Origin of the sequence: Bartonella gabonensis (assembly GCF_903679515.1) — a bacterium.
GTDB classification, from domain to species: Bacteria; Pseudomonadota; Alphaproteobacteria; order Rhizobiales; family Rhizobiaceae; genus Bartonella; species Bartonella gabonensis.
In genome coordinates, this window is record NZ_CAHOYM010000028.1 from 1 (window position 1) to 23,071 (window position 23,071).

General features: G+C 37.4%; 16 protein-coding genes, 3 tRNA genes and 2 pseudogenes. 14 read left to right on the forward strand and 7 right to left on the reverse strand.

The window, feature by feature from the left end:
* Positions 1–125 precede the first annotated feature (125 nt).
* Positions 126–1,061 carry an outer membrane protein gene (locus HWX04_RS06035; protein ID WP_175869273.1) on the forward strand — a complete coding sequence of 312 codons (936 nt, stop codon included), beginning with the start codon at positions 126–128 and terminating at the stop codon, positions 1,059–1,061.
* Positions 1,062–1,396: 335 nt separating this feature from the next.
* On the opposite strand, the gene HWX04_RS06040 is transcribed toward HWX04_RS06035, so the two are convergent.
* Positions 1,397–1,482, reverse strand: a tRNA-Leu gene (locus tag HWX04_RS06040).
* Between the two features lie 161 nt (positions 1,483–1,643).
* Here HWX04_RS06040 and ilvA point away from each other — a divergent pair.
* From ilvA to HWX04_RS06055, 3 genes and pseudogenes are all read left to right on the forward strand, one after another.
* Positions 1,644–2,909, forward strand: coding sequence for a threonine ammonia-lyase IlvA (gene ilvA / locus HWX04_RS06045; RefSeq protein WP_175869274.1), 1,266 nt, complete (start codon positions 1,644–1,646; stop codon positions 2,907–2,909).
* Positions 2,910–2,944: 35 nt separating this feature from the next.
* Entirely contained in the window at positions 2,945–3,475 is a 531-nt protein-coding gene (locus tag HWX04_RS06050; RefSeq protein WP_175869275.1) for a hypothetical protein, read from the forward strand.
* 252 nt (positions 3,476–3,727) lie between these two features.
* Positions 3,728–5,142: pseudogene (locus HWX04_RS06055) on the forward strand (DEAD/DEAH box helicase).
* Between the two features lie 1,407 nt (positions 5,143–6,549).
* Here HWX04_RS06055 and HWX04_RS06060 read toward each other — a convergent pair.
* Positions 6,550–6,624 (reverse strand) — tRNA-Asn (locus HWX04_RS06060).
* 186 nt (positions 6,625–6,810) lie between these two features.
* On the opposite strand from HWX04_RS06060, the gene HWX04_RS06065 reads away from it, so the two are divergent.
* From HWX04_RS06065 to HWX04_RS06090, 6 genes and pseudogenes are all read left to right on the forward strand, one after another.
* Positions 6,811–6,884, forward strand: a tRNA-Cys gene (locus HWX04_RS06065).
* Positions 6,885–7,098: 214 nt separating this feature from the next.
* Positions 7,099–7,773, forward strand: a complete 675-nt coding sequence (locus HWX04_RS06070; protein ID WP_175869276.1) for a protein-L-isoaspartate O-methyltransferase family protein — start codon at positions 7,099–7,101, stop codon at positions 7,771–7,773.
* Positions 7,774–7,830: 57 nt separating this feature from the next.
* Positions 7,831–9,132 carry a TolC family outer membrane protein gene (locus tag HWX04_RS06075; protein WP_175869277.1) on the forward strand — a complete coding sequence of 434 codons (1,302 nt, stop codon included), beginning with the start codon at positions 7,831–7,833 and terminating at the stop codon, positions 9,130–9,132.
* Between the two features lie 245 nt (positions 9,133–9,377).
* A complete protein-coding gene (locus tag HWX04_RS06080) occupies positions 9,378–9,944 on the forward strand; it encodes a DUF2497 domain-containing protein (protein ID WP_175869278.1) in 567 nt (188 codons plus the stop codon).
* Between the two features lie 150 nt (positions 9,945–10,094).
* Positions 10,095–12,818 carry a valine--tRNA ligase gene (locus HWX04_RS06085; RefSeq protein ID WP_175869279.1) on the forward strand — a complete coding sequence of 908 codons (2,724 nt, stop codon included), beginning with the start codon at positions 10,095–10,097 and terminating at the stop codon, positions 12,816–12,818.
* A 1,398-nt stretch (positions 12,819–14,216) separates the two neighbouring features.
* Positions 14,217–15,012, forward strand: a pseudogene (locus HWX04_RS06090) (tetratricopeptide repeat protein).
* Positions 15,013–15,116: 104 nt separating this feature from the next.
* Here HWX04_RS06090 and HWX04_RS06095 read toward each other — a convergent pair.
* The 5 genes from HWX04_RS06095 to xth all read right to left on the reverse strand — a co-directional run bounded on the left by HWX04_RS06095 (position 15,117) and on the right by xth (position 19,298).
* Positions 15,117–15,863, reverse strand: a complete 747-nt coding sequence (locus HWX04_RS06095) for an amino acid ABC transporter ATP-binding protein (protein ID WP_281356849.1) — start codon at positions 15,861–15,863, stop codon at positions 15,117–15,119.
* Positions 15,864–15,874: 11 nt separating this feature from the next.
* The gene (locus tag HWX04_RS06100) at positions 15,875–16,591 is read right to left on the reverse strand and encodes an amino acid ABC transporter permease (RefSeq protein WP_175869280.1); all 717 of its coding nucleotides are present in this window, start codon (positions 16,589–16,591) and stop codon (positions 15,875–15,877) included.
* Between the two features lie 2 nt (positions 16,592–16,593).
* The gene (locus HWX04_RS06105; protein ID WP_175869281.1) at positions 16,594–17,346 is read right to left on the reverse strand and encodes an amino acid ABC transporter permease; all 753 of its coding nucleotides are present in this window, start codon (positions 17,344–17,346) and stop codon (positions 16,594–16,596) included.
* Positions 17,347–17,486: 140 nt separating this feature from the next.
* Complete coding sequence (locus HWX04_RS06110; RefSeq protein ID WP_175869282.1) at positions 17,487–18,392, reverse strand: transporter substrate-binding domain-containing protein; 906 nt, start codon at positions 18,390–18,392, stop codon at positions 17,487–17,489.
* A 123-nt stretch (positions 18,393–18,515) separates the two neighbouring features.
* Positions 18,516–19,298 (reverse strand): exodeoxyribonuclease III, encoded by a 783-nt coding sequence (xth, locus tag HWX04_RS06115; protein ID WP_175869283.1) that lies wholly within the window; start codon positions 19,296–19,298, stop codon positions 18,516–18,518.
* 491 nt (positions 19,299–19,789) lie between these two features.
* Here xth and rpsL point away from each other — a divergent pair, with 491 nt between their 5' ends.
* The 4 genes from rpsL to HWX04_RS06135 form a co-directional block, all read left to right on the forward strand.
* Positions 19,790–20,161 carry a 30S ribosomal protein S12 gene (gene rpsL / locus HWX04_RS06120; protein ID WP_175869284.1) on the forward strand — a complete coding sequence of 124 codons (372 nt, stop codon included), beginning with the start codon at positions 19,790–19,792 and terminating at the stop codon, positions 20,159–20,161.
* Positions 20,162–20,179: 18 nt separating this feature from the next.
* Complete coding sequence (rpsG, locus tag HWX04_RS06125; RefSeq protein ID WP_175869285.1) at positions 20,180–20,650, forward strand: 30S ribosomal protein S7; 471 nt, start codon at positions 20,180–20,182, stop codon at positions 20,648–20,650.
* 24 nt (positions 20,651–20,674) lie between these two features.
* On the forward strand, positions 20,675–22,759 hold the full coding sequence (gene fusA, locus HWX04_RS06130) for an elongation factor G (protein WP_175869286.1): 2,085 nt from the start codon (positions 20,675–20,677) through the stop codon (positions 22,757–22,759).
* Between the two features lie 63 nt (positions 22,760–22,822).
* Positions 22,823–23,071 (forward strand): GTP-binding protein (locus tag HWX04_RS06135; protein WP_245410059.1); only part of this gene is annotated, 249 nt, incomplete at its 3' end.

Sequence of the window (23,071 nt, forward strand, 5' to 3'; positions counted from 1 at the left end):
ATTTAGTAGATTTATTAATGTAACTATAAAGGAGTAAATGCGATTTTGCGGCATAATTTATAAAACTTTGTTTTTCTAAATGTAGTTTCTGATTATATTTAAATTTAGCAATGGGGTATAATTTTATGAATACAAAACTTCTAACAGCATCTGTTTTTTCTTTGATTTCACCTTCTATAGTACAGGCTGCAGATGTGGTGGCTCCGGAAGTGCCAGTACATCCAGTACATGTTGCTTCAGAAATTGTTGCTTCTTCACCTTTTTCTTGGGCAGGTTTTTATTTTGGAGGTCAAATTGGTGGCTTTTCAAGTAAAATTTCTGCAACCATGCGTGATGTTGATATTCCTCTCTATCCTGATGCGGAGAGTAAAAGTAAACCATGGATTCCCGTTGAGAAACAGTATATGCCTGAGCTTTCTGGGTTTGTAGGTGGTTTATATGCGGGTATTAATTTTGATCTTGGTAATAATTTGATTGTTGGGCTTGATACGGATATCCTTTTTACGAAAAAGGAGGATACAAAAACGAAATTTCTTGCTGAGAAGTCGGGTTCTGGTGGATCAGTCACTAAAGAAACTAGGCTCGGTAGATCTAGCATTGATATTGAAGATACAGAAGAGAAAAGTTTGAAAGAGGAAAAATTTGCCAGTGGATCAGGGCCAAGCTTTCTTCTATCTGATCTAGAGAGTAAAGAAAAACAAAATAGTTTAACTTTTAATCATACATTAAAACAAAAATGGACAGGTGCCACACGGGTACGTGTTGGGTTTTCTGCTGGTCGGGTGATGCCTTATATTGCTGGTGGTGTTACTTATGGTCAGTTTGAAGATATTGTATCGACAGTTATTACGGGAGATGAGCCATTCAGTAGGACAGTGGATGATACAAAAACGATGATTGGTTATACTCTCGGTGGTGGTATTGATTTTGCAATGATAGATAATTTTGTTATACGTGCGGAATATCGTTATTCAGATTTTGGTAAAAAGAAATTGAACGACGAGATTGAAGTTGAGTATAAAACGAATGACTTCCGTGCAGGAATAGCTTACAAATTCTAATTTTTATGGAAATAAAGAAACTCAAATTTAAGGGGTCCTATCTTTGATAGGGCCTTTATCTTTTGAAATTTTATGCATTGTAAATGCTATTTTGGGGTAAAGAAGAAGTTTTTGACTTTGACTGACGATAAGGCATTAAGGAAGCGTTACTCAGTTTTTTAATTATTAAGTATGAATTTCTTTAGTTCATAAGGTATGGACAAAATATTTGTTTGCAAAGAAATGATGATTCACCTTTTGCATTATAGCAATTTTATTTCATAATATCGTTATAGCATTGTTTAAAGATCATTTTTCTACCCAAATGATTAGAAAACAAAAAAATCGCATGGAAATGGTGCGGACGGCGGGACTTGAACCCGCAAGGTCTTCGACCGGCAGATTTTAAGTCTGCTATGTTTACCGTTTTCATCACGTCCGCGATGAGAGTTTCTCTCATAAGCTATATCTTTTATTGAATCAAGAATTAATAACAAAAGAAAACAAAATCATTTTTTTTAGTAAAATTTTGACTGACAATGGTTTTCTTTATCGCTAGAACAGCTTGTATAATATAAACAAAATATGAAATGATCAGAGGTTATGAGCCAATTTATTCAAGACGTCACAAAAGCTATGGTGGGATTGCATCACGTGTTTGCAGAAACACCTCTTCAAAGAAATGACTTTCTAAGTCAAAAATATGATGCAGAAATTTATTTGAAGCGTGAAGATTTAACACCGGTGCGGTCTTATAAGATTCGTGGTGCTTTCAATTTTGTTTCAGAAATGCTGAGTAGTATATCGCCAGATTCTGCATTTGTGTGTGCTTCAGCGGGGAATCATGCGCAAGGGGTTTCTTTTGTTTGTCGTTATTTTAAACGTAAAGGCGTGATTTTTATGCCTATGACAACACCACAACAGAAAATTGAAAAGACACGTATTTTTGGTAAAGAATTTATTGATATTCGTTTGGTTGGTGAAACATTTGATCAATGTTATGAAGCTGCACAATCTTTTGTCGTAGAGAACGGTGGTATGATGGCTCCTCCTTTTGATGATATTCGTATTATTACGGGGCAGGCAACAGTGCTTTGCGAAGCTGCTTTGCAATGGAAAAAACTCAATGGAGAAAGTGAGCCAGATTTAATCATTGTGCCGGTAGGGGGAGGTGGTTTGGCAAGTGGGGTGAGTAAGTTTTTACGTGAATATGGTTGGAACACAAAGCTTCGTTTTGTTGAGCCACAAAAGGCTGCAAGTTTGCTTGCTTGTTTGAAGAGTGGAAAACGGGTCAAACTAGAAAATATTGATACTTTTGTAGATGGGGCAGCTGTGGCTGAAATTGGTGCACTAAACTACACAATTTTAAAACATTTTTCCCCTGATTCTGTCATTACAGTTCCTGAAAATCGCGTTTGTTCCACGATGGTTGAAATGCTTAATGTAGAAGGTGTGGTTCTTGAACCGGCTGGTGCTTTATCGATTGATGCGCTTAAAAGTATTCCACCTCAAGAGTTAAAGGGTAAAAAAATTATTCTCGTTATTTCAGGAGGTAATTTTGATTTTGAGCGTTTGCCAGAGATTAAAGAGCGTTCTTTACGTTTTCAAGGCTTGAGAAAATATTTTATTTTTAGTTTTCCGCAACATCCTGGTGCATTGCGTCATTTTCTATCCACATTATCACCGGATGATGATATTGTGCGTTTTGAATATCTTAAAAAATCAGCGAGAAACTTTGGTTCTGTATTGATTGCGATTGAAACAAAAAAATACGATAATTTTCGTCTCTTAGAGGAAAAATTTCAAGTGTTAGGTTGGCGCTATCGTGATATTACGGATGATCAAACATTATTTGATTTTGTTATTTAAGAAATTGAAATTTTACTAGAWCGAGAAGTATAAAAATGAGATCTATTTTTTATTTTGTGCTGAGTCTATTTTTCTTTTTGATTGTTCATCAGCAGAGTTTAGCATCTCAGCCAACAGAAATGCAAAAAACTGAACTGTCTAAAATAGTTGTTGAAGTCAATAATGCTATAAAAAGTAGCGACTTTTCGCTTATATCTCATTATATGCCTGAGCGGCTTTATAAAGAGATGGCACGTCGATTAAATACAACAGAGGATGCTTTACGTGATAATTTTCTTCAACATTTGCATAGACAATTTGAGAATTTGCCTTCTGGTGCTTATTATTTAGATAGAGAAAATATTGAGTATCTTCAAACAGATAATGATACTTTATATGCTTTAATTCCAACGGCTCTTGAGATGAAGGATCGCATTATTCAATATAAAACTTTGGCGATTTTTGATAAAACTCAATGGTATTTAATTTATGGCGGTCAAAAAACTTTACAAAATCCAGTTTTTCTCGAGATTTATCCTGATTTTATCAAGGTACATTTACCGCTGGAAACAATCATCAAGAAGTAAACAATTTAAATATTTTTTTGTTGCGATGAATGTATTTTTAAAGTCTTTGCTTTTTGAGCATAATCCAAGGATAATGAACATAAAGGTATTTATGCTGGTTTGTTGGCTTTTTGTAAAGTGAAATTATATGCCTTTACCTTGATTTCAAGGTGCTCATGAGTTGCGCAGGTCGCTTTTCAAGCGTTGCTTCGTTTAAAATGTCAAGGATTTCTCTTGCGCGGATTCTTGAGTGGAGAATTCAGCTGTTACTTTGTGAAAGTTGTTCAGCTGAGGGAAGATTTTATTTTGCCTATAAAAAAAGAAGATGTTTTTACAAAGTTAGGTTTGCCTACTCTTTTGATTAAAAATTTACGCATTTCTGGGATGAGTAAACCTAAGCCTATACAAGAACAAGCTATTCCAATTATGTTGAAAGGACACGATATTTTAGGAATTGCACAGACAGGTTCTGGAAAAACTTTGGCTTTTGGCTTGCCTATTTTAAGTCGAATTTTAACTTTGGGTGATAAACGCTGTCCTAAAACTGCACGCGCTTTGATTTTAGCTCCAACGCGTGAACTTGCTGTTCAGATTGATGAAGCAATTCGTACTGTGGCGAAGGGAGCACATCTTTTGACGTGTCTTATTTTTGGAGGGGTATCACGTTTAAAACAAATTAAACGGATGGAAGCAGGTGTGGATGTTTTGATCGCAACTCCAGGGCGTTTGAGAGATCTTGTTCGTGAAAAGTGTGTTGATCTTTCTCAATCTCGTTTTTTGATTTTGGATGAAGCAGATCGTATGTTGGATATGGGGTTTATTCATGATGTCCAGCAAATTGCAAAGCTTTTGCATCAAGAGCGTCAGACAGCACTTTTTTCTGCAACGATGCCGAAAGAAATTGCTGCGCTCGCAAAGTGTTTACTCAATGATCCGGTTAAGATTGAAGTTGTTCCTCAAGGAACTATAGTTGTAGAGATTACCCAGAAATTATATTGTGTGCCTACGAGTGAAAAAAAAATGTTTTAAGTAAACTTTTGACAAATCCAGCTTTTGATTCGGTTATTGTTTTTACACGAACGAAACATGGAGCTGATGCTGTCACACGTCATTTAGTAAAGATCGGCTATTTAGTTGCAACAATTCATGGCAATAAAACACAAGGCGCTCGCCAATCTGCTTTAAAAGCTTTTCGTGAAAGATCGGTGCAGATTCTTGTTGCAACAGATATTGCTGCACGCGGTATTGATATACCAGGAATAAGCCACGTTATTAATTATGACTTACCTGATGAAGCTGAAAGTTATGTGCATCGTATTGGTCGCACAGGACGTAATGGTGCATCGGGTGAAGCACTTACGCTTTTTGATGAAAGTGTAGAAAAGGCTCGTTTGTGTGCTGTAGAGCGCTTGATTCGTATGAAATTAGTGCCTGAATCTGTTCCAGAACAATTTGCAGCATTTCCAGAAAAGCCGATTGTGCTCAAAAGTGGGGAAAAAGAAAAAAATAAAGAACACCGTTTAAAAAAATCTAAAAGTCAAAAACGGTTTTTAGAACGAAAAGATGATGCTGCACAGTTACAATGGAAAAATTCTTCATCTCCAAATGAGAGGCATAAAAAAGCAAATGTGGCGGCAAAGCGTGCAAAGTCTTTTCGTTTTCGCAAGTCAGTCAAGAAGGCGGCTTAAATAAAATTTTGAAGAGAAATCATGTCTTGGGAGTTTTTTACTTTTATTGATTTCTTTTCAATTAAAAAGAGATCTACAACACTTTTGCAAAAACAAGGGAAGTTTTCATTTTTTAAAAATGAAAACCTTTGAATATTTAGATTGATTTAAAAATCTTTTGAAAAGAAAGTCTCATTGTAGAGGCGATTATTTATTCACGTTTTTTCCCTTTTTTAAAATAGGGATAAAGATAAATTTTATTTATATAAAAGATATGTTTTATCTTTCATGATAGCTTTTAATTTAACAATTTGATTTATAATGATAAATGATTGTTTTATATATTAAATAATCCACCTATATCGTAAAACTTTCTCATTTCGAATCTGTTATTAATCCAATAAAACTGTACAGTTACATATGACAAACGAGATTGTCATGTGGATAAACATTTAAGCAATCAATAAAATGCTTCTTGTAACCTCTTGCAAAGACAAGAAATATTTCTAACATTGAGCGTTAGAAAATAGTATGATGATGTGGCTTTTATTGTAGGTTAAAGATGCTGCTTATCAAGGTATTTTATTTTATACCATTGACAGGAGTCATTGTGAAATGGGCTTTGGGAGATTTAAGAGATATTTCTTTAAGAAAAGCTTGCGGTTGCACAATACAATGGAGACAACGCCCATGATTTGTTGAAGGCTTTCACAGGATTCTCAAAAATTTAGATTGTTATACTGTTTGTAATAAAAATACTCTTGTTTAGGGTCGAAGTATAGAGCTTGTAAAACTTTACGCATTCAGTGTTTTTAGACAGTGTGCTGAATCTTCAAGGCAAGGAGCTGTTTTTAAAGTTTATGAATTGATTTATAGGAAGAACCCGTGAGAGTAAGAAGCTGGATTTTTTACAAACTTTTTGGTTGGGAATTTCTGCTTTTAGGGAAGATGTATGGGGGCGATAATATAGATGATTTTGATTGTTGTTTTTCCATTTTTCAAAATGATTACTTTAAGAGCAGATTTTCGAGCTTAATTGCTTTATTGACTAAAAATCATTTTTGGTTGGAAAACAAAGGTTATACAAAAGCGTTTTCATTACTGAGGGCGTTTAATAATTCTTTCTTATGAAAGAAATTATAAATTGTAATGTTTCAAAAATTACAGTGTCCTTTGATAGAGATGCGGTAGTTTTAAAAAAGTAATTTTATTTGTATTATTCTGAAACAAATAAAAAAATTTGAGCAGTATTTTTCTCATTTAAAATGAAAAAATAGTTTTTTGCATTCATTACAAAAAACATATCCATAGAATATTACATTTCTACTTTATTGTTTATTGCAAAAATCCAATTCCCAAACTTTTTTAACGAATCCCTAATATTTAACAATGGGAATAAAAAGAATTCTCTGTATAGGATAAAAAAAGTGGCTCCCCGGGCCGGATTCGAACCAGCGACCAACCGGTTAACAGCCGGTTGCTCTACCGCTGAGCTACCGGGGAACAGTGCTCAATGATTTAGCTGAAGAGGCTATAGCAAAGCAATACTGATTTGCAAAGGATAAAATTACTTTTTTTTAAAAAAATGTGATAAATTGTGTAAGCAAGAGGAAAAAAAGCAAGAGAAGGTTTCTACACCTTGACGGATGCTTTACCTTCCCTTATTGAGACTTTTATGTTTGTTGATGAGGCCTTGTGGCGGAATGGTTACGCAGAGGACTGCAAATCCTTGTATCCCGGTTCGATTCCGGGCGAGGCCTCCAGTCGATTTTAAACGAAACTGCTTTTAGGGGAGGTATAAGAAAATGGATTATTTCCCTCTACAGTTGTAAAGACACTTTTTTGTGAGAGATTTTACTATTGGAATCAAGTTGTTGACTGTTGTATCTTTTTTTGTAACGCTCATAGTTTAAGAGATCTTAGTCCCTCATTTTTGCTATTTTGTTTGTTTTTGTAGGTTAGGAGAAAAGAGTCGTTATGGTTGCAGATTTTGCTGAGCTTCGTTGCAAAATGGTTGACAATCAAATTCGTACAGTCGATGTAACGGATTTATCAGTTCTTGAAGCGTTTTTAACGATATCTCGTGAAGATTTTGTATCGGAAGATATGAAAGCATTAAGCTATCTTGATACCGATATCGTTTTATGTCCAGTACAAGATGAGGTTCCTGCACGCTATTTGATGAGGCCTGCATCTCTCGCAAAATTATTACAGCTTGCTGCTGTAAAATCATCAGATGTTGTTTTAGATATTGGTGCAAATAGTGGTTATTGTGCAGCCTTGCTTTCAAAACTTGCAGGGTCTGTGATTGCGTTGGAAAGTGATCAGTCTCTTTTTGAACGTGCTCTTGAAGCTTTAGAACGTCATCAATGTGATAATGTGGTTGTCATTCATGGTCCATTAGAGCAGGGATATGCTGTTGAGGGACCTTATGATGTGATTTTTATTGAGGGATCTGTCGATTTTATTCCACAAGGTATCTTTGATCAAATGAAAGACAGTGGGCGTCTTGTTGTGGTTGAAGGAGATGGAAATGCTGCTGTAGCACGAATCTACATAAAAGAAGAGGGAATCATTTCAGCCTGTCGTGCTTTTAATCTCGCCGTAAAGCCGCTTCCTTGTTTTTTAAAAACACCTGACTTTGTATTTTAGTGCTTGTTTGTTTTGTGAATAAACGATAATTTTGTCATTTATTTGGGGTCTGTTATTGTGTATATTGCGTTTAAAATAAACAAGAAGTTTCAGGCGTGTTTTGTACTGGTATTGAGTCTTTTACTTTCAGAGACTGTTTGTGCTGAAACATTGATGGATGCCTTTTCTAAAGCTTATAAACACAATGCTAAGTTGAATAGTGAACGGGCTGCTGTTCGTATAGCCAGTGATGATGTTGTTATAGCGCGATCAGGGTTACTACCACAAATTGAAGGGGTTGGGAGCTATGGGCGGAGTAAGTCTTTTACAGATTCTTATATCACTTCTGGATCTATAGGTGTAAGATTAAACCAAAGATTATTTGACGGTTTTATCACACAAAATATGTTTTCTTCAGCACAAGTTAAGCTGCAGGCGCAACGGGAGTATCTTCGTAATGCTGAACAAAATACGTTTTTGGAGACTGTGATAGCTTATGCAAATGTCTATCAGGCACGTCGTGTTGCTGATCTTCGGAGAGAAAATCTGGCCGCTCTTGAAGAGCAAGTTCGTTCCAATAAAGCAAAATTTGATGTGGGGGAAGGAGGGCGTGTTGATCTTGCTCAAGCTCAAGCTGCTCGTTCCGTGGCGATTTCAGAATTGAGTCTTGCTCGTGCTGATGTAAAAGCAGCAGAGGCCGTGTATCGACAAATTATTGGTTCTGATCCTGAGAAATTAAAACGTCCACCCATCGCTACAGATTTTCCTGCCAATCTTGATACGGCTTACCAAATGAGTGTTGTAATGCATCCAGCAATCCTTTATGCTCAATATTTAGTCAATGCGAGTGGTTACAATGTAAAGGCGAAAGAAGGGGCCTTGCTCCCTAAGATTGATTTTTTAGCAACAGCATCTTATAATCGGATTTACAGTGGTGCTGGTCAAGATGGTGTTTCTAAATCAATAGGTTTGTCAGTGAGTGTTCCAATCTTTGAAGGGGGACATACGATTGCGCAGATTCGCCAATCGAGGGAACAACTTGGGCAGGCGCAGCTTCAGCTCGATTTGGCGCATAGTAATACGAGACAAGCACTTACTTCTGCTTGGTATCAGTTGGAAGGTGCACGTGCATCTGTTGTTGCTTACCGTGAAAGTGTTCGTGCTGCTGAAATTGCTCTTAAAGGTCGTGTTCAAGAAAATCGTGTAGGGCAGGCAACAACATTGGATGTTTTAAATTCTCGTACTCAATTGATTAATGCTCAAATTGCGCTTGTAATTGCAGAGCGTAATGCTGTTGTGGCGAGCTATAGTGTTCAATCTTCTATTGGAAAATTGACAGCAAATTATCTAGGCTTAAAAACAATTCAATATATTCGATGACGCATAAAATAGCCTCTTTGATTTCAGATCATTTTAGTTTTTAAAAAATTAGTTAATCCGTTGTTGGATGTGTTGAAAAATAGAGCGGTGATATGTTCTTTTAAGCGCAGAAAGTTGTGTGTAGCGCCCTCTTTATGATAAGCATATTTGAAAATATGATGAGAGGCATGTTGATCTTATGATTCTTTTGCATACACTGAAAGTATGATTCTATTTGTTGTTGCGTCTTTGAGAGGTTGTAAAGTATGGTACAGAGTTCAAGCGTGTTACGTGAGCCAAGTATGGATGAAATTTTGACATCCATTCGTGAAATAATCGAAGAAAATGCGGTTCAATCTGATCACTTTTTAAATGAAGATGTTGCAGTAAATGCTTCGGAAGATCGTTTGGAAGTTTCATCAGAAGACGTTTATGATACAGCCCTATCGGTTGATGATGCTATGAAAGCTTTAGCTGATCGTATTGGTCTTTCTACTGGAAATCAAGGGGGAAGGATAGCGCAAGAGAAAGAGAATAAAGGGGTAGAGAATAATACAGTTGATGTGGATGTGCAAAAGATGAATCTTTCTTCTGAAGAACGGAATTCTGTTTATAAAGCCAAAGAATCTGAAGATGAGATCAGGAAGTCACGGTCAGAGTCTCTAAGGGTTGATCATGTGGAATTGTTTGCGTATTGTACTTCTTCTGCAGAAAAGATTGCAAAGGATGTTTTGCGTCCGGCTATAGCAGAATGGTTGCAGTCTAAATTGCCTGTTTTGCTGGAAGATATTTTACGTGAAGAGATTGTGAAGGCGATTAAAAAATCGTCTTAATTATTTTTTTACAGTATTTTTTATGTTTTTCATTTTATGAGAAGTTTGTTTGAGGTTTTGCGGGCCCTTTCGTGATGGGATGGGGAGCAGGATCTTGATTCTTGGGTTGATCATATATTGTGTTTTTCAGCGGCGTTATGGATGGATAGAATGTTAGAAAAAAACTATGATGCTGCTTCCATAGAGCAACGGGTTGCAAAGAAATGGGAGACTCGTGGAGCTTTTAAAGCGGGAGCGGGTTCTAAAAGTGGTGCAGAGCCTTTTTGCGTTATGCTTCCACCGCCTAATATTACAGGCTCGCTTCATATGGGGCATGCGCTCAATACGGCAATTCAAGATATCATGGTTAGATTTCAGCGGATGCGTGGACGAAATGTGTTATGGCAGCCTGGTATGGATCATGCTGGGATTGCTACACAAATGGTTGTAGAGCGTCAGCTTGCAGAACGCCAAGAGCCAACGCGTCAAGAAATGGGGAGAGAAAAGTTTATTGAGCGTATTTGGGAATGGCGTCATGAAACGGGAGGCATTATTGCAAACCAGTTGCGTCGCCTTGGCGTTTCATGTGATTGGTCGCGTGAGCGGTTTACAATGGATGAAGGGTTGTCGCAGGCTGTTCGTGAAGTCTTTGTCACGCTTTATAAGCAAGGGTTGATATATAGAGATAAGCGCCTCGTCAATTGGGATCCTAAACTGTTGACGGCTATTTCGGATCTTGAAGTTGAGCAAAAAGAAGTTCAAGGACATTTGTGGCATTTTAGATATCCACTTGAGGGTAAAATTTTTGATCCAAATGATTCGACAACTTTTATAACAGTGGCGACAACACGACCAGAAACAATGCTTGGTGATACAGGAATTGCCGTTAATCCGGAAGATGAGCGTTATAAAAATCTTATAGGTAAAAATGCTCTTTTGCCGTTTGTTGGTCGTAAATTATTGATTGTTGGTGATACGCATGCTGATCCTGAGGCTGGAAGTGGTGCTGTAAAAATCACACCCGCTCATGACTTTAATGACTTTGAAGTAGGACAGCGTAATGATTTACGCTTAATCAATATTTTTACCCCAAAAGCTGAGATTTTTCTTCGTGAGAATGAAGCGTTTTTTGATGGTTTGGTTTTATCAGATGAATTAAAAATGTTCGTGGAAAATCTCGATAAAGCGGATCGTTTTGTTGCGCGCCAAAAGATTATTTCTTTGATGGAAGAACGAGGGTATTTAGCTTCTGTTGATGATCATTCTCATATGGTTCCTCATGGAGATCGCAGTGGTGTGCCTATTGAACCTTTTTTGACAGATCAATGGTATGTTCACGCTGCTCAATTAGCGAAGCCCGCGATAGAAGCTGTTCAACAAGGAAAGACGCAGTTTGTTCCCGATAACTGGAAAAAGACCTACTTCAATTGGATGGAAAATATTCAGCCTTGGTGCATTTCGCGTCAATTATGGTGGGGACATCAGATTCCTGCTTGGTATGGTCCTGATGGAACGGTGTTTGTTGAAAGAACTGAAGAAGAAGCTTTCACTTCTGCCCTTTCGCATTATGGTAAAGCGGTCGAGTTAATCCGTGATCCGGATGTTTTAGATACATGGTTTTCATCTGCTCTTTGGCCCTTCTCAACTTTAGGGTGGCCAGATAAAACGACTGAATTATCTACTTTTTATCCAACATCTTTATCTGTGACGGGATTTGATATTATCTTTTTCTGGGTTGCCCGTATGATGATGATGGGACTTTACTTTATGGGGGAAGTTCCTTTCCCAACGGTTTATGTGCATGCTCTTGTCCGTGATCAAAAGGGTGCAAAGATGTCAAAATCAAAGGGAAATATTATTGATCCCTTAGAGCTTATTGATCAGTATAGCGCTGATGCCCTTCGTTTTACTTTGGCTATTATGGCAGCGCAAGGTCGTGATGTAAAACTTGATGCTTCCCGCATTGCTGGTTATCGTAATTTTGCTACGAAGTTGTGGAACGCTACCCGATTTGCACAGATGAATGGTGTAAAGCATAACCCAACTTTTAAGCCAGGACAAACAAAGCTGGCGCTTAATCGTTGGATTTTAACAGAGCTCTCTAAAACGATTTTAGCAGTAACAACGGGTATTGAACACTATAAGTTTAATGAGTCTGCAGCTACACTTTACCGTTTTATTTGGAATACATTCTGTGATTGGTATTTGGAACTTCTCAAACCTATTTTTCAAGGGAAAGATGAAGATGCTAAAAATGAGGCTCAAGCTTGTACTGCTTTTGTTTTAGATGAAGTCTATAAACTTCTTCATCCTTTTATGCCGCATATGACAGAGGAGTTGTGGTCTCTTACAGAAACGCAAGGGATCAAGCGTGAGGATATGCTCGCATTGACAAAATGGCCAGAGGAAACATTGATAGATGAAGAGGCTGCTGCTGATATTAATTGGCTTATTGATGTGGTCACGGGGATTCGATCCGTACGTTTTGAAATGAATATTCCAGCGGCTACACGAGCACCTCTTGTCGTTGTCGAAGGAAGGGAATTAACGCGAGAGCGTGTGCAGCGTTATGATGCACTTCTTAAAAAGTTAGCGCGTATTGAAGTCATTGATTTCTCTGATAAAGTTCCGGAAGTATCAGCACAAATGATTTTGGGAGAGGCTGTTTTTTGTTTGCCATTAGGACAGTTGATTGATTTGGAGGCTGAACGTGTTCGTTTGAGGAAGGAGGTCCGTAAAATTGAACAAGATATTGAAAAAATATCACTTAAGTTAAATAATCCCAAATTTATAGCAAATGCAAAAGCAGAAATTGTTGAGAGTGAACGCAATAGGGTTATAGAACTGCATGCTGCGCAAAAAAAGATATCTATTGCTTTAGAGCGGTTGGGCTGATTCTCACTTTTTGTTTTTGATGGATAATTTTTTAGAATTATGGTTGGTATCAATTTTTTAAAGAAAACTTTTTCTTTTGTGAGTCTTTCGTGAATGCGATCATGAAATCTCTACACGGATCTAGCATTTTTATGCTCATCATTGAAAAAACATCTCTTGAGGCACACAGGCTCATTTTGCGCCGGCATTCGTGAATGCTATAGATATAAAGTCATTGAGCCTCCCATCTTTATGCTTGTGAAGTAACACGTTGGCGTTATTATAAATTTTGCTAGCACTCGTGGTGGGTGGGGATAGTCTTTGGCACTTGAGAGAGTTCATAATAGGCGTTTTTAGTTCTTTCTTACACAGTTTCATTCCATCTGGTTTCTCCTGCTTGTAATGTGCCAGTGAATGGTTTTGATTGATTCAACCTGGTACAGGTTTGAAATGGGAGAATTTTATGATGTTCGGGGGAAAATTCATTTAATAAGAAAAAAGTAAATTATCATTATAATTCAATATGTTAGCTTGTTTCTGTAAAACACTATCATTTGGTGCAATAAAGCATATAAAATTTTTACATGTGGTATTTTTTGTTATATGAAGCGGTGAATATTTGGGGGAGGTCTTATTTTTGTAGAGTTTATAAAGGCGCAAGCGGATAAGATCATTATATTTTCTATCCACCAATGTTGTGGTAGCTCTTGTATTTGAGCATATTTATTAAAGGCGTTTAAAGTCCTCTTTTAAGCTCATTCGCAAACCTCACTCATCGTTTATTCGCAAGTTATTTTAATTGCTTCACTATGAGAGGGGGAAGGAATTCTTCTGTATTGGAGAGCATGATTCACCTTAAAAATGATGATTTATATTTATAAATCAAAATTTATCATATGAAGCAAAGCATATGGAGTGACCAGCAGTTAGAATCTACCGAAAAAACTATTGTTTACAGATTGATGGGGGTGAGAAATTTTATCTTTCAGCTAGAGAGACAGCTGTGAAGTTATAAGTTAATGATCATCATTATATTTATCCATCTTTCATGTTATATTTTGTACTTAAATGTTTACTATTTATCATATATTCCCTCCGTTCTCAAAATTTTGTTCAATGCGCAGGTTATTTTATTGATCGATTTTTACGCATTCATATAAATTTAAAAGATAACACAATCCTATAACGTTAAAGGATATATTATCAAATATAGAGTGATGATTTGTATATAAAAATCAATTTGTTGTATATCAAAATGAACGCTTAATTTTATTGAACACTTTTGACAGTTTTTATTTATTGGTCTTTTCTTTTAAAAATTTTACTTTAGAATCTCTTGTATTTCTTACTAAGAAGAAGCGTTTAAAGATCCACAAAAAATTTGTAACGGATAGAATCATTAACATTGAGAGGGGGAAAATGGTCAATAGATTTCAGATATGGAAAAAAGCTACGATTGTTGTAACTTTAGGAGGATTTTTTTCGACTGTTTATGTTTATACAATAAATGCCAAAAGCTTGCAGGAAGCAAATGATAGTTCGTTTTATTTTTTGAAACGTGGCATGTCTGCTTATAAAAAATGGCAGATCAATCAGGCTATTTCAGCGCTACTTTGTGCCGCTAAGAAGGGCCATATTGGTGCGAATTGGAAACTTGGCTCTATTTACGCAAATGGTGATGGTGTTCCTAAAGACGATTACAAAGCTTATCATTTTTTTGCATATATCGTTGAAAAAGGTGCTGATTTTGGCTCAGAGGATGAAAATTATGTTTTTGATGCATTGGTTAAGTTTGCTGGGTATATAAAAAAGGTATTCCTCAATCACCTGTGAAACCTAATCCTTCTTATGCTGCTCGTCTTTATATGCAGGCTGCGGTGAACTACGGAAATCCTAAAGCTCAGTATCATTTAGGAAAAATATTTTTAAAAGGAGAGGGAAGGGAAAAGAATCTTATACAAGCAGCACGATGGTTTCAACTTTCAGCAAAAAAAGGAAACCCTTCCGCCAAAGCGATGCTTGGAAATATGCTGCTTCAAGAAGGAAAAATCATTCGTGGTACGGCAATGCTAACTGCAGCCTACGAAAAAGCTAACGTAAAAGATAGAAATTGGATTCGCCCTTTTCAAGAGCAGATTTTTCTCTTTGCAATGAATTTGAGAAGCGTACAGCAATTTCACTGGTTGCTGATATTTTAAAAAATAAGAACTTTTAACTATCTGATTGTCATATTTTTTATACTCTCTCATTTGTTATTAAAAATCTACAGTCTTGTGGTCAAGTTTACAGTAGAAATAGCTTTTTTCGATAATATAACGGCTAATGACTTAGGATTTTAGACAAAAACTCTTGCGTCCGTGGTGTTCTAGATTGTGGATTAGAAAAAAACTCTTTAGATGAACAGTCTTCAAGAATTTTCCCTTGATCCATGAAAATAACACGCTCCGAGACTTTTTGTGCAAAACCCATTTCATGGGTTACACAAATCATCGTCATACCTTCTTCTGCTAAATTGATCATGACATCAAGTACTTCACCTACCATTTCAGGATCTAGAGCAGAGGTTGGTTCATCAAAGAGCATAACGAGTGGATCCATAGTTAAGGCACGCGCAATAGCAACACGTTGTTGTTGCCCTCCAGAAAGTTGACCAGGATATTTATCTTTATGTTCAATGAGTCCAACGCGTTCAAGATATAACAAACCATGTTCAAGTGCTTCTTTTTTGCTGCGTTTTAAGACTTTAATTTGTGCAATTGTTAAATTTTCTGTGACCGATAAATGTGGGAAAAGCTCGAAGTGCTGAAATACCATTCCTACATGGCTGCGCAATTTAGGCAGATTTGTTTTTTTTGAATGAACTGGTGTTCCATTAATCCAAATTTCACCTTTTTGAAAAGGAACAAGAGCGTTAATTGTTTTAATGAGAGTTGATTTTCCTGATCCTGATGGCCCACAAACTACAACAACTTCTCCTTTGTTAATATTGGTTGTACAATCTTTAAGAACGTTAATTTCGCCATACCAATTAGAAACATTTTTTATTTCGATCATATGCGTAGACATTTTTTTCCCTGTTAGCGAATAATGGATACTTTTTTTTGTAAATATAAAACGATTTGTGACAGTGTAAAACAGATAACAAAATAGAAAATAGCCGCTAAGATATAAGCTTCTTGTTTTACACCAAAATTATTAGCAGCAATATCAAAGCCATTCAAAAGGCTATGACTGCTGATGGCATAAACAAGGGTTGTATCTTGAAAAAGGATAATGACTTGTGTTAAAAAGACTGGAAGCATATCTCTAAAGGCTTGAGGAAGAATGATAATGTACATACTTTGCCAATAGGTCATCCCAAGAGCTTGTCCCGCATATTTTTGTCCTTGCGGAACTGTATTGATACCAGCACGCATAATTTCAGCAAAATAAGCTGTTTCAAATGCGGTAAAGGTAATGAGTGCTGATTTATCGGCACCGATGGATGTCCCCGTTAAAAAAGGCAGAAGCACAAAAAACCATAAAATAACCATCACAAGTGGTATTGAACGCATAGCTGTTATGTAAACGATTGCAAACCAAGAAAGAAGTTTTATGGAAGAAAGGCGCATCATTGCTAAAAGCGTGCCGAAAATAAATCCCAATACCGTTGCAAAAAGCGTTAGAAAAACGCTAAAAAGTAAACCTGATAAAATGTAAGAACGAAATACATCAAAGGTAAAAAAGGAAAAATCAAAGTCTGAAAAATTGAAAGGAAAATGAATTCCAAACTGAGAGCTTATGAAATTTATCATATTCAATTTCCCTTTGTTTGAGAATTAGGAATTTTGAGTATTTGTTCAATGACTGTCATCACAATGAATACGAATAAGGCTATAAGAATATAAAGAATCGTAACAAGCAAATAGTTTTCGTAAACATGGCTTATCTCTTCAATTGCTTGGTATTGAAATTGCATGAGCTCATTTATTGAAACGGCGAATGCTATAGATGAATTCTTCACAATGCCCATTGCTTCTGAGGTAAGCGGTGGCATAATTGAACGGATCGCACGCGGTAATATGATATAGCGATAACTTTGATAAGTTGTAAGCCCCATTGCCATAGCAGCATAGCGTTGTCCTGAAGGGATCGCTTCAATGCCTGAACGAACCTGTTCGGCAATACGGGCCGATGTAAAGAATCCCAACGCGCATGTTACTAAGAGAATGGGAGAAAATTTCATCGCTGGTGGATAAATTTTGGGAACGACAAAGTACCATAAAAATACCTGTACAAGAAGAGGAATATTACGCATAATTTCTACCCAAATAGTACTAATAGTGCGAACTGCACAATTGATAATGGATATTTTAGGTAAAGTGCGCATTGTTCCTATAATAACACCACAAAATATAGCTAATATAAGTGAAGTGATGGACAATATAGCCGTATTTTTAAAGCCATCAAGAAGTGTATCTAAATAGGTATGACTTATGCCGGGAGTTCCCAAGCATCCTGTTACCAGTGTTTGAGTAAGGTCATCTCTACAAAGGAAAGAAAAGTCCATTAATTGATATTCCCTCAAATTAGTCATTCACAAAAAGGACAATAAATTAAGCGTACCTTCATAAGCAGAATTTATTAAAAAGTGAACTAAAATATAAACCACACTCAATTTTTAAAGAGTGTGGCTCTTTTTTTCAAATTCTATAAATCTTTTTCTGAGTAGCTTTCTCGAGGCTTATTGTTTGGGTGATCCCAAGCATATCTTGTCTGTTTTGATAAAGGAAGATTCATAACAGTATTAGCAGGCGGAATTGGTTTCATAAACCACTTATTATAAAGCTTTTCAAGTGATTCGTCTTTAATCTGACGTAGGATACTATCGTTGATTGCTTGTTCAAATTTTTTGTCATGTAATCTAAGCATGCAGGCGATGGGTTCAACTGAAAGTACGGTGTCAAGAATGACATAATCCGATGGATTTTTTGATTTTGCAATATGTCCAGCAAGAATTGAGGCATCCATAACAAATGCATCGGCACGACCAGATTCGAGTAATAAGAAACTATCTCCGTGATCTTTTCCTTTGACGACCTTAAAATGAATGTTTTTTGCACGTTTATTTTTACGAATAAGTTGAACAGATGTCGTACCGGTGGTCGTTGCAACTGTTTTTCCATTTAAATCGTCAAGAGATTTTATGTTAGAGCTTTTCTTGACAGCAATGCGAACTTCTTCAACGTATGTTGTATAAGCAAATACTGCTTCTTTACTGCGTGAAATATCATTTGTTGTTGAGCCGCACTCAAAATCATAGGTCTTATTTTTTAAGAGAGGAATTCTATTTTGAGAAGTGATGGGAAGATAATGAATTTTAATCGGTTTACCAATTTTTTTTGAAATATCATTAATAATACGTTCCGCCATTTCTGTATGAAAACCTACATATTTATTATTGCCAAGGGCATAGGCCAAACCAGATGATTCACGGACACCTAAAGTGATTTCTCCTGTTTGTTTTATTTTTTCAAGCGTTTCATTTTCAGCATGCGCGACGCTTGTCAGCCCAATGGCTGCTGCTGCAATAAACATTAACAATGATTTCTTCATTTATGTCCGCCATTCATTTATTTTTATTTTATTTACTTAAGATATACTGTTTGCACGGTGTAGCATAGTTATTCTTTTGAGTGGAATTTTTTTGGTGTCCTATGAAATAAGGGTTATACTTTCTTAATTGATATTAAGATGAATCCAAACAGGAACGTGGTCGGATGGTTTTTGGTATCCCCTCACTTCTGTTTGACTATGAGCGCAAATAAGGTGATCAACTGCTTCTGGTGATAAGAGTAAATGATCAATGCGAATTCCATTATTTTTAGGCCATGCCCCAGCTTGGAAATCCCAAAAACTGAAGGAAGGAGTATCGGTGACATTCCGGATAGCATCGTAAAGACCTAAATGAAGGATACGTTGGAACGCTTTTCTTGTTTTTCGAAGAAATAAGGCATCTTGATTCCATTCTTGAGGTTTTTTTGCATCTAATGGGGTAGGGATGACATTATAATCACCGGCTAGAACAAGAGGCTCTTCATATGCAAGCAATGATTTTGCATGTGCATATAATCTTTCCATCCAATCCATCTTATAGGAATATTTTTCACTCTCAATGGGGTTCCCATTTGGCAAATAGAGAGATGCAATACGCACCACGCCTTTGTTTGTTGAATAAACAGCTTCAATGTAACGTGATTGTTCATCATTATCGTTGCCTGGTAGTCGACGGATCACTTCATCCGGTGTTTTTTTAGAAAGAATTGCAACGCCATTAAAACTTTTTTGTCCATGTGTTTCTATATGGTAGCCTAGATTTTCAATTGCATCACGTGGAAAATTTTCATCAATACTTTTAATTTCCTGTAGACAGACTATGTCTGGCTGAGCTTGCTGTAGCCATTGATATAATGTTTCATGTCGTGCTTTTATTCCGGCAATATTCCACGTTGCTATTTTCATGGTGCTCATCATTCGATATTAAATTGCAATTTAATTTTCTGCATGAATGTTTCACCGCAGTAACATCATTGCTTCTTTATTTATAGGGCGATAGTACTATGGTAAATTGATTTATCAAGAGTCTTGATAAAAGCAAATTTAAAGTTTGAAATTTAATTTATTTTCATTTTTGAAAACTTTCTGCTGTTTAGTTCTTGACGAATGTCTGTGTTCTCGCTATTAGACACGGATATAACCGATGTGGAAGTGATCATTTGTTTTGGATGTGATCCAAAAGATCATTCAAGCGGGTGTTTAGAAGATTAAAAGCAAATGCTAGTGCAAAAGGCTATTGCCTTCTCTGCTTGTGATCGGGTAGACTGTTTTTAACAGGTGTGCCCGATTTTGTGTGTAGAATCAAGCATCTATTCCAATTTTGTTGGAATAGATGAAGATAAAAATAAAAAGCCCGATTGGGTGAGACGAATGTAGATCGAAAAGAGGAAGGTTGCATGCCTACCGTAAACCAGTTGATTCGCAAGCCGCGTGTGGCGCCAGTTAAACGTAATAAGGTTCCTGCTTTGCAGTCGAATCCACAGAAGCGTGGTGTTTGTACGCGAGTTTATACAACAACGCCGAAGAAACCTAATTCTGCTCTTCGTAAAGTTGCTAAAATTCGTTTGACGAATGGATTTGAAGTGATTGGTTATATTCCTGGAGAGGGACATAATCTTCAAGAGCACTCTGTTGTGATGATCCGTGGTGGTCGTGTGAAAGATTTGCCAGGGGTTCGTTATCACATTGTTCGTGGTTTGCTTGATACACAAGGTGTCAAGAATCGTAAACAGCGTCGTTCAAAGTATGGCGCGAAGCGTCCAAAATAATATTGAGAGACAAAGCCAATGTCCCGTCGTCATAGAGCAGAAAAGCGTGAAGTTAATCCAGATCCTAAGTTTGGTGATTTGGTTATTACAAAATTTATGAATGCCATTATGTTTGATGGCAAAAAGTCAGTTGCAGAGCGTATTGTTTATGGTGCACTTGATTCTGTAGAAAAAAGAGTAAAAACAGATCCGGTGGATTTGTTTCATCGGGCTTTAGAGAATGTTGCTCCTCATATTGAGGTTCGTTCACGTCGTGTTGGTGGTGCTACTTATCAGGTTCCGATTGATGTGCGTCCTGATCGTCGTCAGGCTCTTGCTATTCGTTGGTTGATTTCAGCGGCACGTGGACGGAATGAGACGACCATGATTGAGCGTTTATCTGGTGAATTGATGGATGCGGCTAATAATCGCGGTTCTGCTGTGAAAAAGCGTGAAGATGTTCATCGTATGGCTGAGGCTAACCGTGCATTTTCGCATTATCGCTGGTAGAAGTTTTAAACTAAGGCAAATATAATGGCTCGCGAATATAAAATTGAAGATTATCGTAATTTTGGTATTATGGCGCATATTGATGCCGGTAAGACTACGATGACTGAACGTATTCTGTTCTATACGGGTAAGAATCATAAAATCGGTGAGACACATGATGGTGCTTCTACGATGGATTGGATGGAGCAGGAGCAAGAGCGCGGTATTACGATTACATCTGCTGCAACAACGACTTTTTGGGAAGGGCGAGACGGTCGGAAGCGTCGCTTTAATATCATTGATACGCCAGGGCACGTTGATTTTACCATTGAGGTTGAGCGTTCTTTGCGTGTTCTTGATGGGGCAATAGCGTTGTTGGATGCTAATGCTGGTGTTGAGCCTCAGACGGAAACTGTTTGGCGACAAGCTGAGAAGTATCGTGTCCCTCGTATGGTTTTTGTTAATAAGATGGATAAAATAGGAGCTGATTTCTATCGTAGTGTGGAAATGGTTGGTTCTCGGTTGGGGGCTAAAGCGCTTGTTTTGCAGTTGCCGATTGGTGCTGAAAATGACTTTGAAGGTGTTGTTGATCTTGTTGAAATGAAGGCTTTAAGGTGGGATGGTTCTATTGGTGCCTCAGCGGTAATAAGTGAAATTCCCTCTAATTTAAAGGAAAAGGCTGAAGAATATCGCGAGAAACTCATTGAGATGGCTGTGGAGGTCGATGAGGCTGCCATGGAGGCTTATTTGGAAGGTGTTATGCCAACCAACGAGCAGCTCGTTTCTCTTATTCGTAAGGGAACGGTAGAGGTTCAGTTTCATCCTGTTCTTTGTGGTACGGCTTTTAAAAACAAGGGTGTGCAGCCGCTTTTAGATGCTGTCGTTTCTTATCTTCCTTCTCCGGTTGATATTCCGGCGATTAAGGGGGTTGATGTGAAGACTGAAGCTGAAACGACACGTGAATCTTCTGATGATGCTCCGCTATCGATGCTTGCTTTTAAAATTATGAATGATCCTTTTGTTGGTTCGTTGACTTTCTGTCGTATTTACTCTGGTAAAGCTCATAAAGGTATTTCTCTTGAAAATACTGTGAAGAAGAAGAAGGAGCGTTTAGGGCGTATGCTTCAAATGCATTCAAATTCTCGTGAGGATATTGAAGAGGCATTTGCTGGTGATATTGTTGCTCTTGCCGGTCTTAAGGAAACAACTACAGGTGATACGCTTTGTGATCCTTTGAAGCCTGTTATTTTGGAGCGGATGGAATTTCCAGAACCTGTTATTGAGATTGCAATTGAGCCAAAAACAAAAGCAGATCAAGAGAAGATGGGTATTGCTCTTAATCGTTTGGCAGCAGAAGATCCTTCGTTTCGTGTTAAGTCGGATGAGGAGTCGGGACAGACCATTATAGCTGGAATGGGTGAGCTTCATCTTGATATTATTGTAGATCGTATGCGGCGTGAATTTAAGGTTGAAGCAAATGTTGGGCAACCTCAGGTTGCTTATCGTGAGTCAATTACTAAAATGACGGAAATTGATTATACCCATAAGAAACAATCGGGTGGTGCTGGTCAATTTGCTCGTGTAAAAATTGTTTTTGAGCCCCATGAAGGTGATGATTTTATTTTTGAATCAAAGATTGTTGGCGGTGCTGTTCCGAAAGAGTATATTCCGGGTGTTCAAAAGGGGATTGAAAGTGTCATGGGGTCAGGTCCTCTTGCAGGATTCCCTATGCTTGGTGTGAAGGCGACTCTCATTGATGGTGCTTATCACGATGTTGATTCTTCTGTGTTGGCTTTTGAAATTGCTGCGCGTGCAGCTTTTCGTGATGGAGCAAAAAAGGCAGGTGCACAGCTTCTTGAACCGATCATGAAGGTGGAAGTTGTTACGCCAGATGATTATGTTGGTGATGTTATTGGTGATCTTAATTCTCGTCGAGGGCAGATCTCAGGAACTGAAGCGCGCGGTATTGCAACGGTTGTGAATGCGATGGTTCCATTGGCCAATATGTTTGGTTATGTGAATACCCTTCGCTCTATGAGTCAGGGGCGTGCGCAGTATACAATGCAGTTTGATCATTACGAGCCTGTTCCTTCAGCTGTTGCTTTGGAGATTCAAAAGAAATACGCGTAATTTCAGGTTGGTAATTTAATTTTTAACTTAGTCCTTGGCTTGGACGGAAAATGGAGAGCTCAAATGGCGAAGAGCAAATTTGAACGTACAAAACCGCATGTTAATATTGGTACGATTGGTCACGTTGATCATGGGAAGACATCATTGACAGCAGCGATTACGAAGTTTTTTGGTGAGTTTAAAGCATATGATCAAATTGATGCAGCACCGGAAGAGCGCGCACGTGGTATTACCATTTCTACAGCACACGTTGAATATGAAACGGAAAATCGTCACTATGCCCACGTTGATTGCCCTGGACACGCAGACTAT

Excerpts from the sequence above, each read along its gene's own strand:
- HWX04_RS06080 (WP_175869278.1), top strand. The coding sequence starts at position 9,378 with ATGGTACAGAGTTCAAGCGTGTTACGTGAGCCAAGTATGGATGAAATT.
- HWX04_RS06070 (WP_175869276.1), top strand. The coding sequence starts at position 7,099 with ATGGTTGCAGATTTTGCTGAGCTTCGTTGCAAAATGGTTGACAATCAA.
- xth (WP_175869283.1), bottom strand. The coding sequence starts at position 19,298 with ATGAAAATAGCAACGTGGAATATTGCCGGAATAAAAGCACGACATGAA.
- HWX04_RS06105 (WP_175869281.1), bottom strand. The coding sequence starts at position 17,346 with ATGGACTTTTCTTTCCTTTGTAGAGATGACCTTACTCAAACACTGGTA.
- ilvA (WP_175869274.1), top strand. The coding sequence starts at position 1,644 with ATGAGCCAATTTATTCAAGACGTCACAAAAGCTATGGTGGGATTGCAT.
- rpsL (WP_175869284.1), top strand. The coding sequence starts at position 19,790 with ATGCCTACCGTAAACCAGTTGATTCGCAAGCCGCGTGTGGCGCCAGTT.
- HWX04_RS06095 (WP_281356849.1), bottom strand. The coding sequence starts at position 15,863 with ATGTCTACGCATATGATCGAAATAAAAAATGTTTCTAATTGGTATGGC.
- rpsG (WP_175869285.1), top strand. The coding sequence starts at position 20,180 with ATGTCCCGTCGTCATAGAGCAGAAAAGCGTGAAGTTAATCCAGATCCT.
- HWX04_RS06100 (WP_175869280.1), bottom strand. The coding sequence starts at position 16,591 with ATGATAAATTTCATAAGCTCTCAGTTTGGAATTCATTTTCCTTTCAAT.
- HWX04_RS06050 (WP_175869275.1), top strand. The coding sequence starts at position 2,945 with ATGAGATCTATTTTTTATTTTGTGCTGAGTCTATTTTTCTTTTTGATT.
- HWX04_RS06085 (WP_175869279.1), top strand. The coding sequence starts at position 10,095 with ATGTTAGAAAAAAACTATGATGCTGCTTCCATAGAGCAACGGGTTGCA.
- fusA (WP_175869286.1), top strand. The coding sequence starts at position 20,675 with ATGGCTCGCGAATATAAAATTGAAGATTATCGTAATTTTGGTATTATG.
- HWX04_RS06035 (WP_175869273.1), top strand. The coding sequence starts at position 126 with ATGAATACAAAACTTCTAACAGCATCTGTTTTTTCTTTGATTTCACCT.
- HWX04_RS06110 (WP_175869282.1), bottom strand. The coding sequence starts at position 18,392 with ATGAAGAAATCATTGTTAATGTTTATTGCAGCAGCAGCCATTGGGCTG.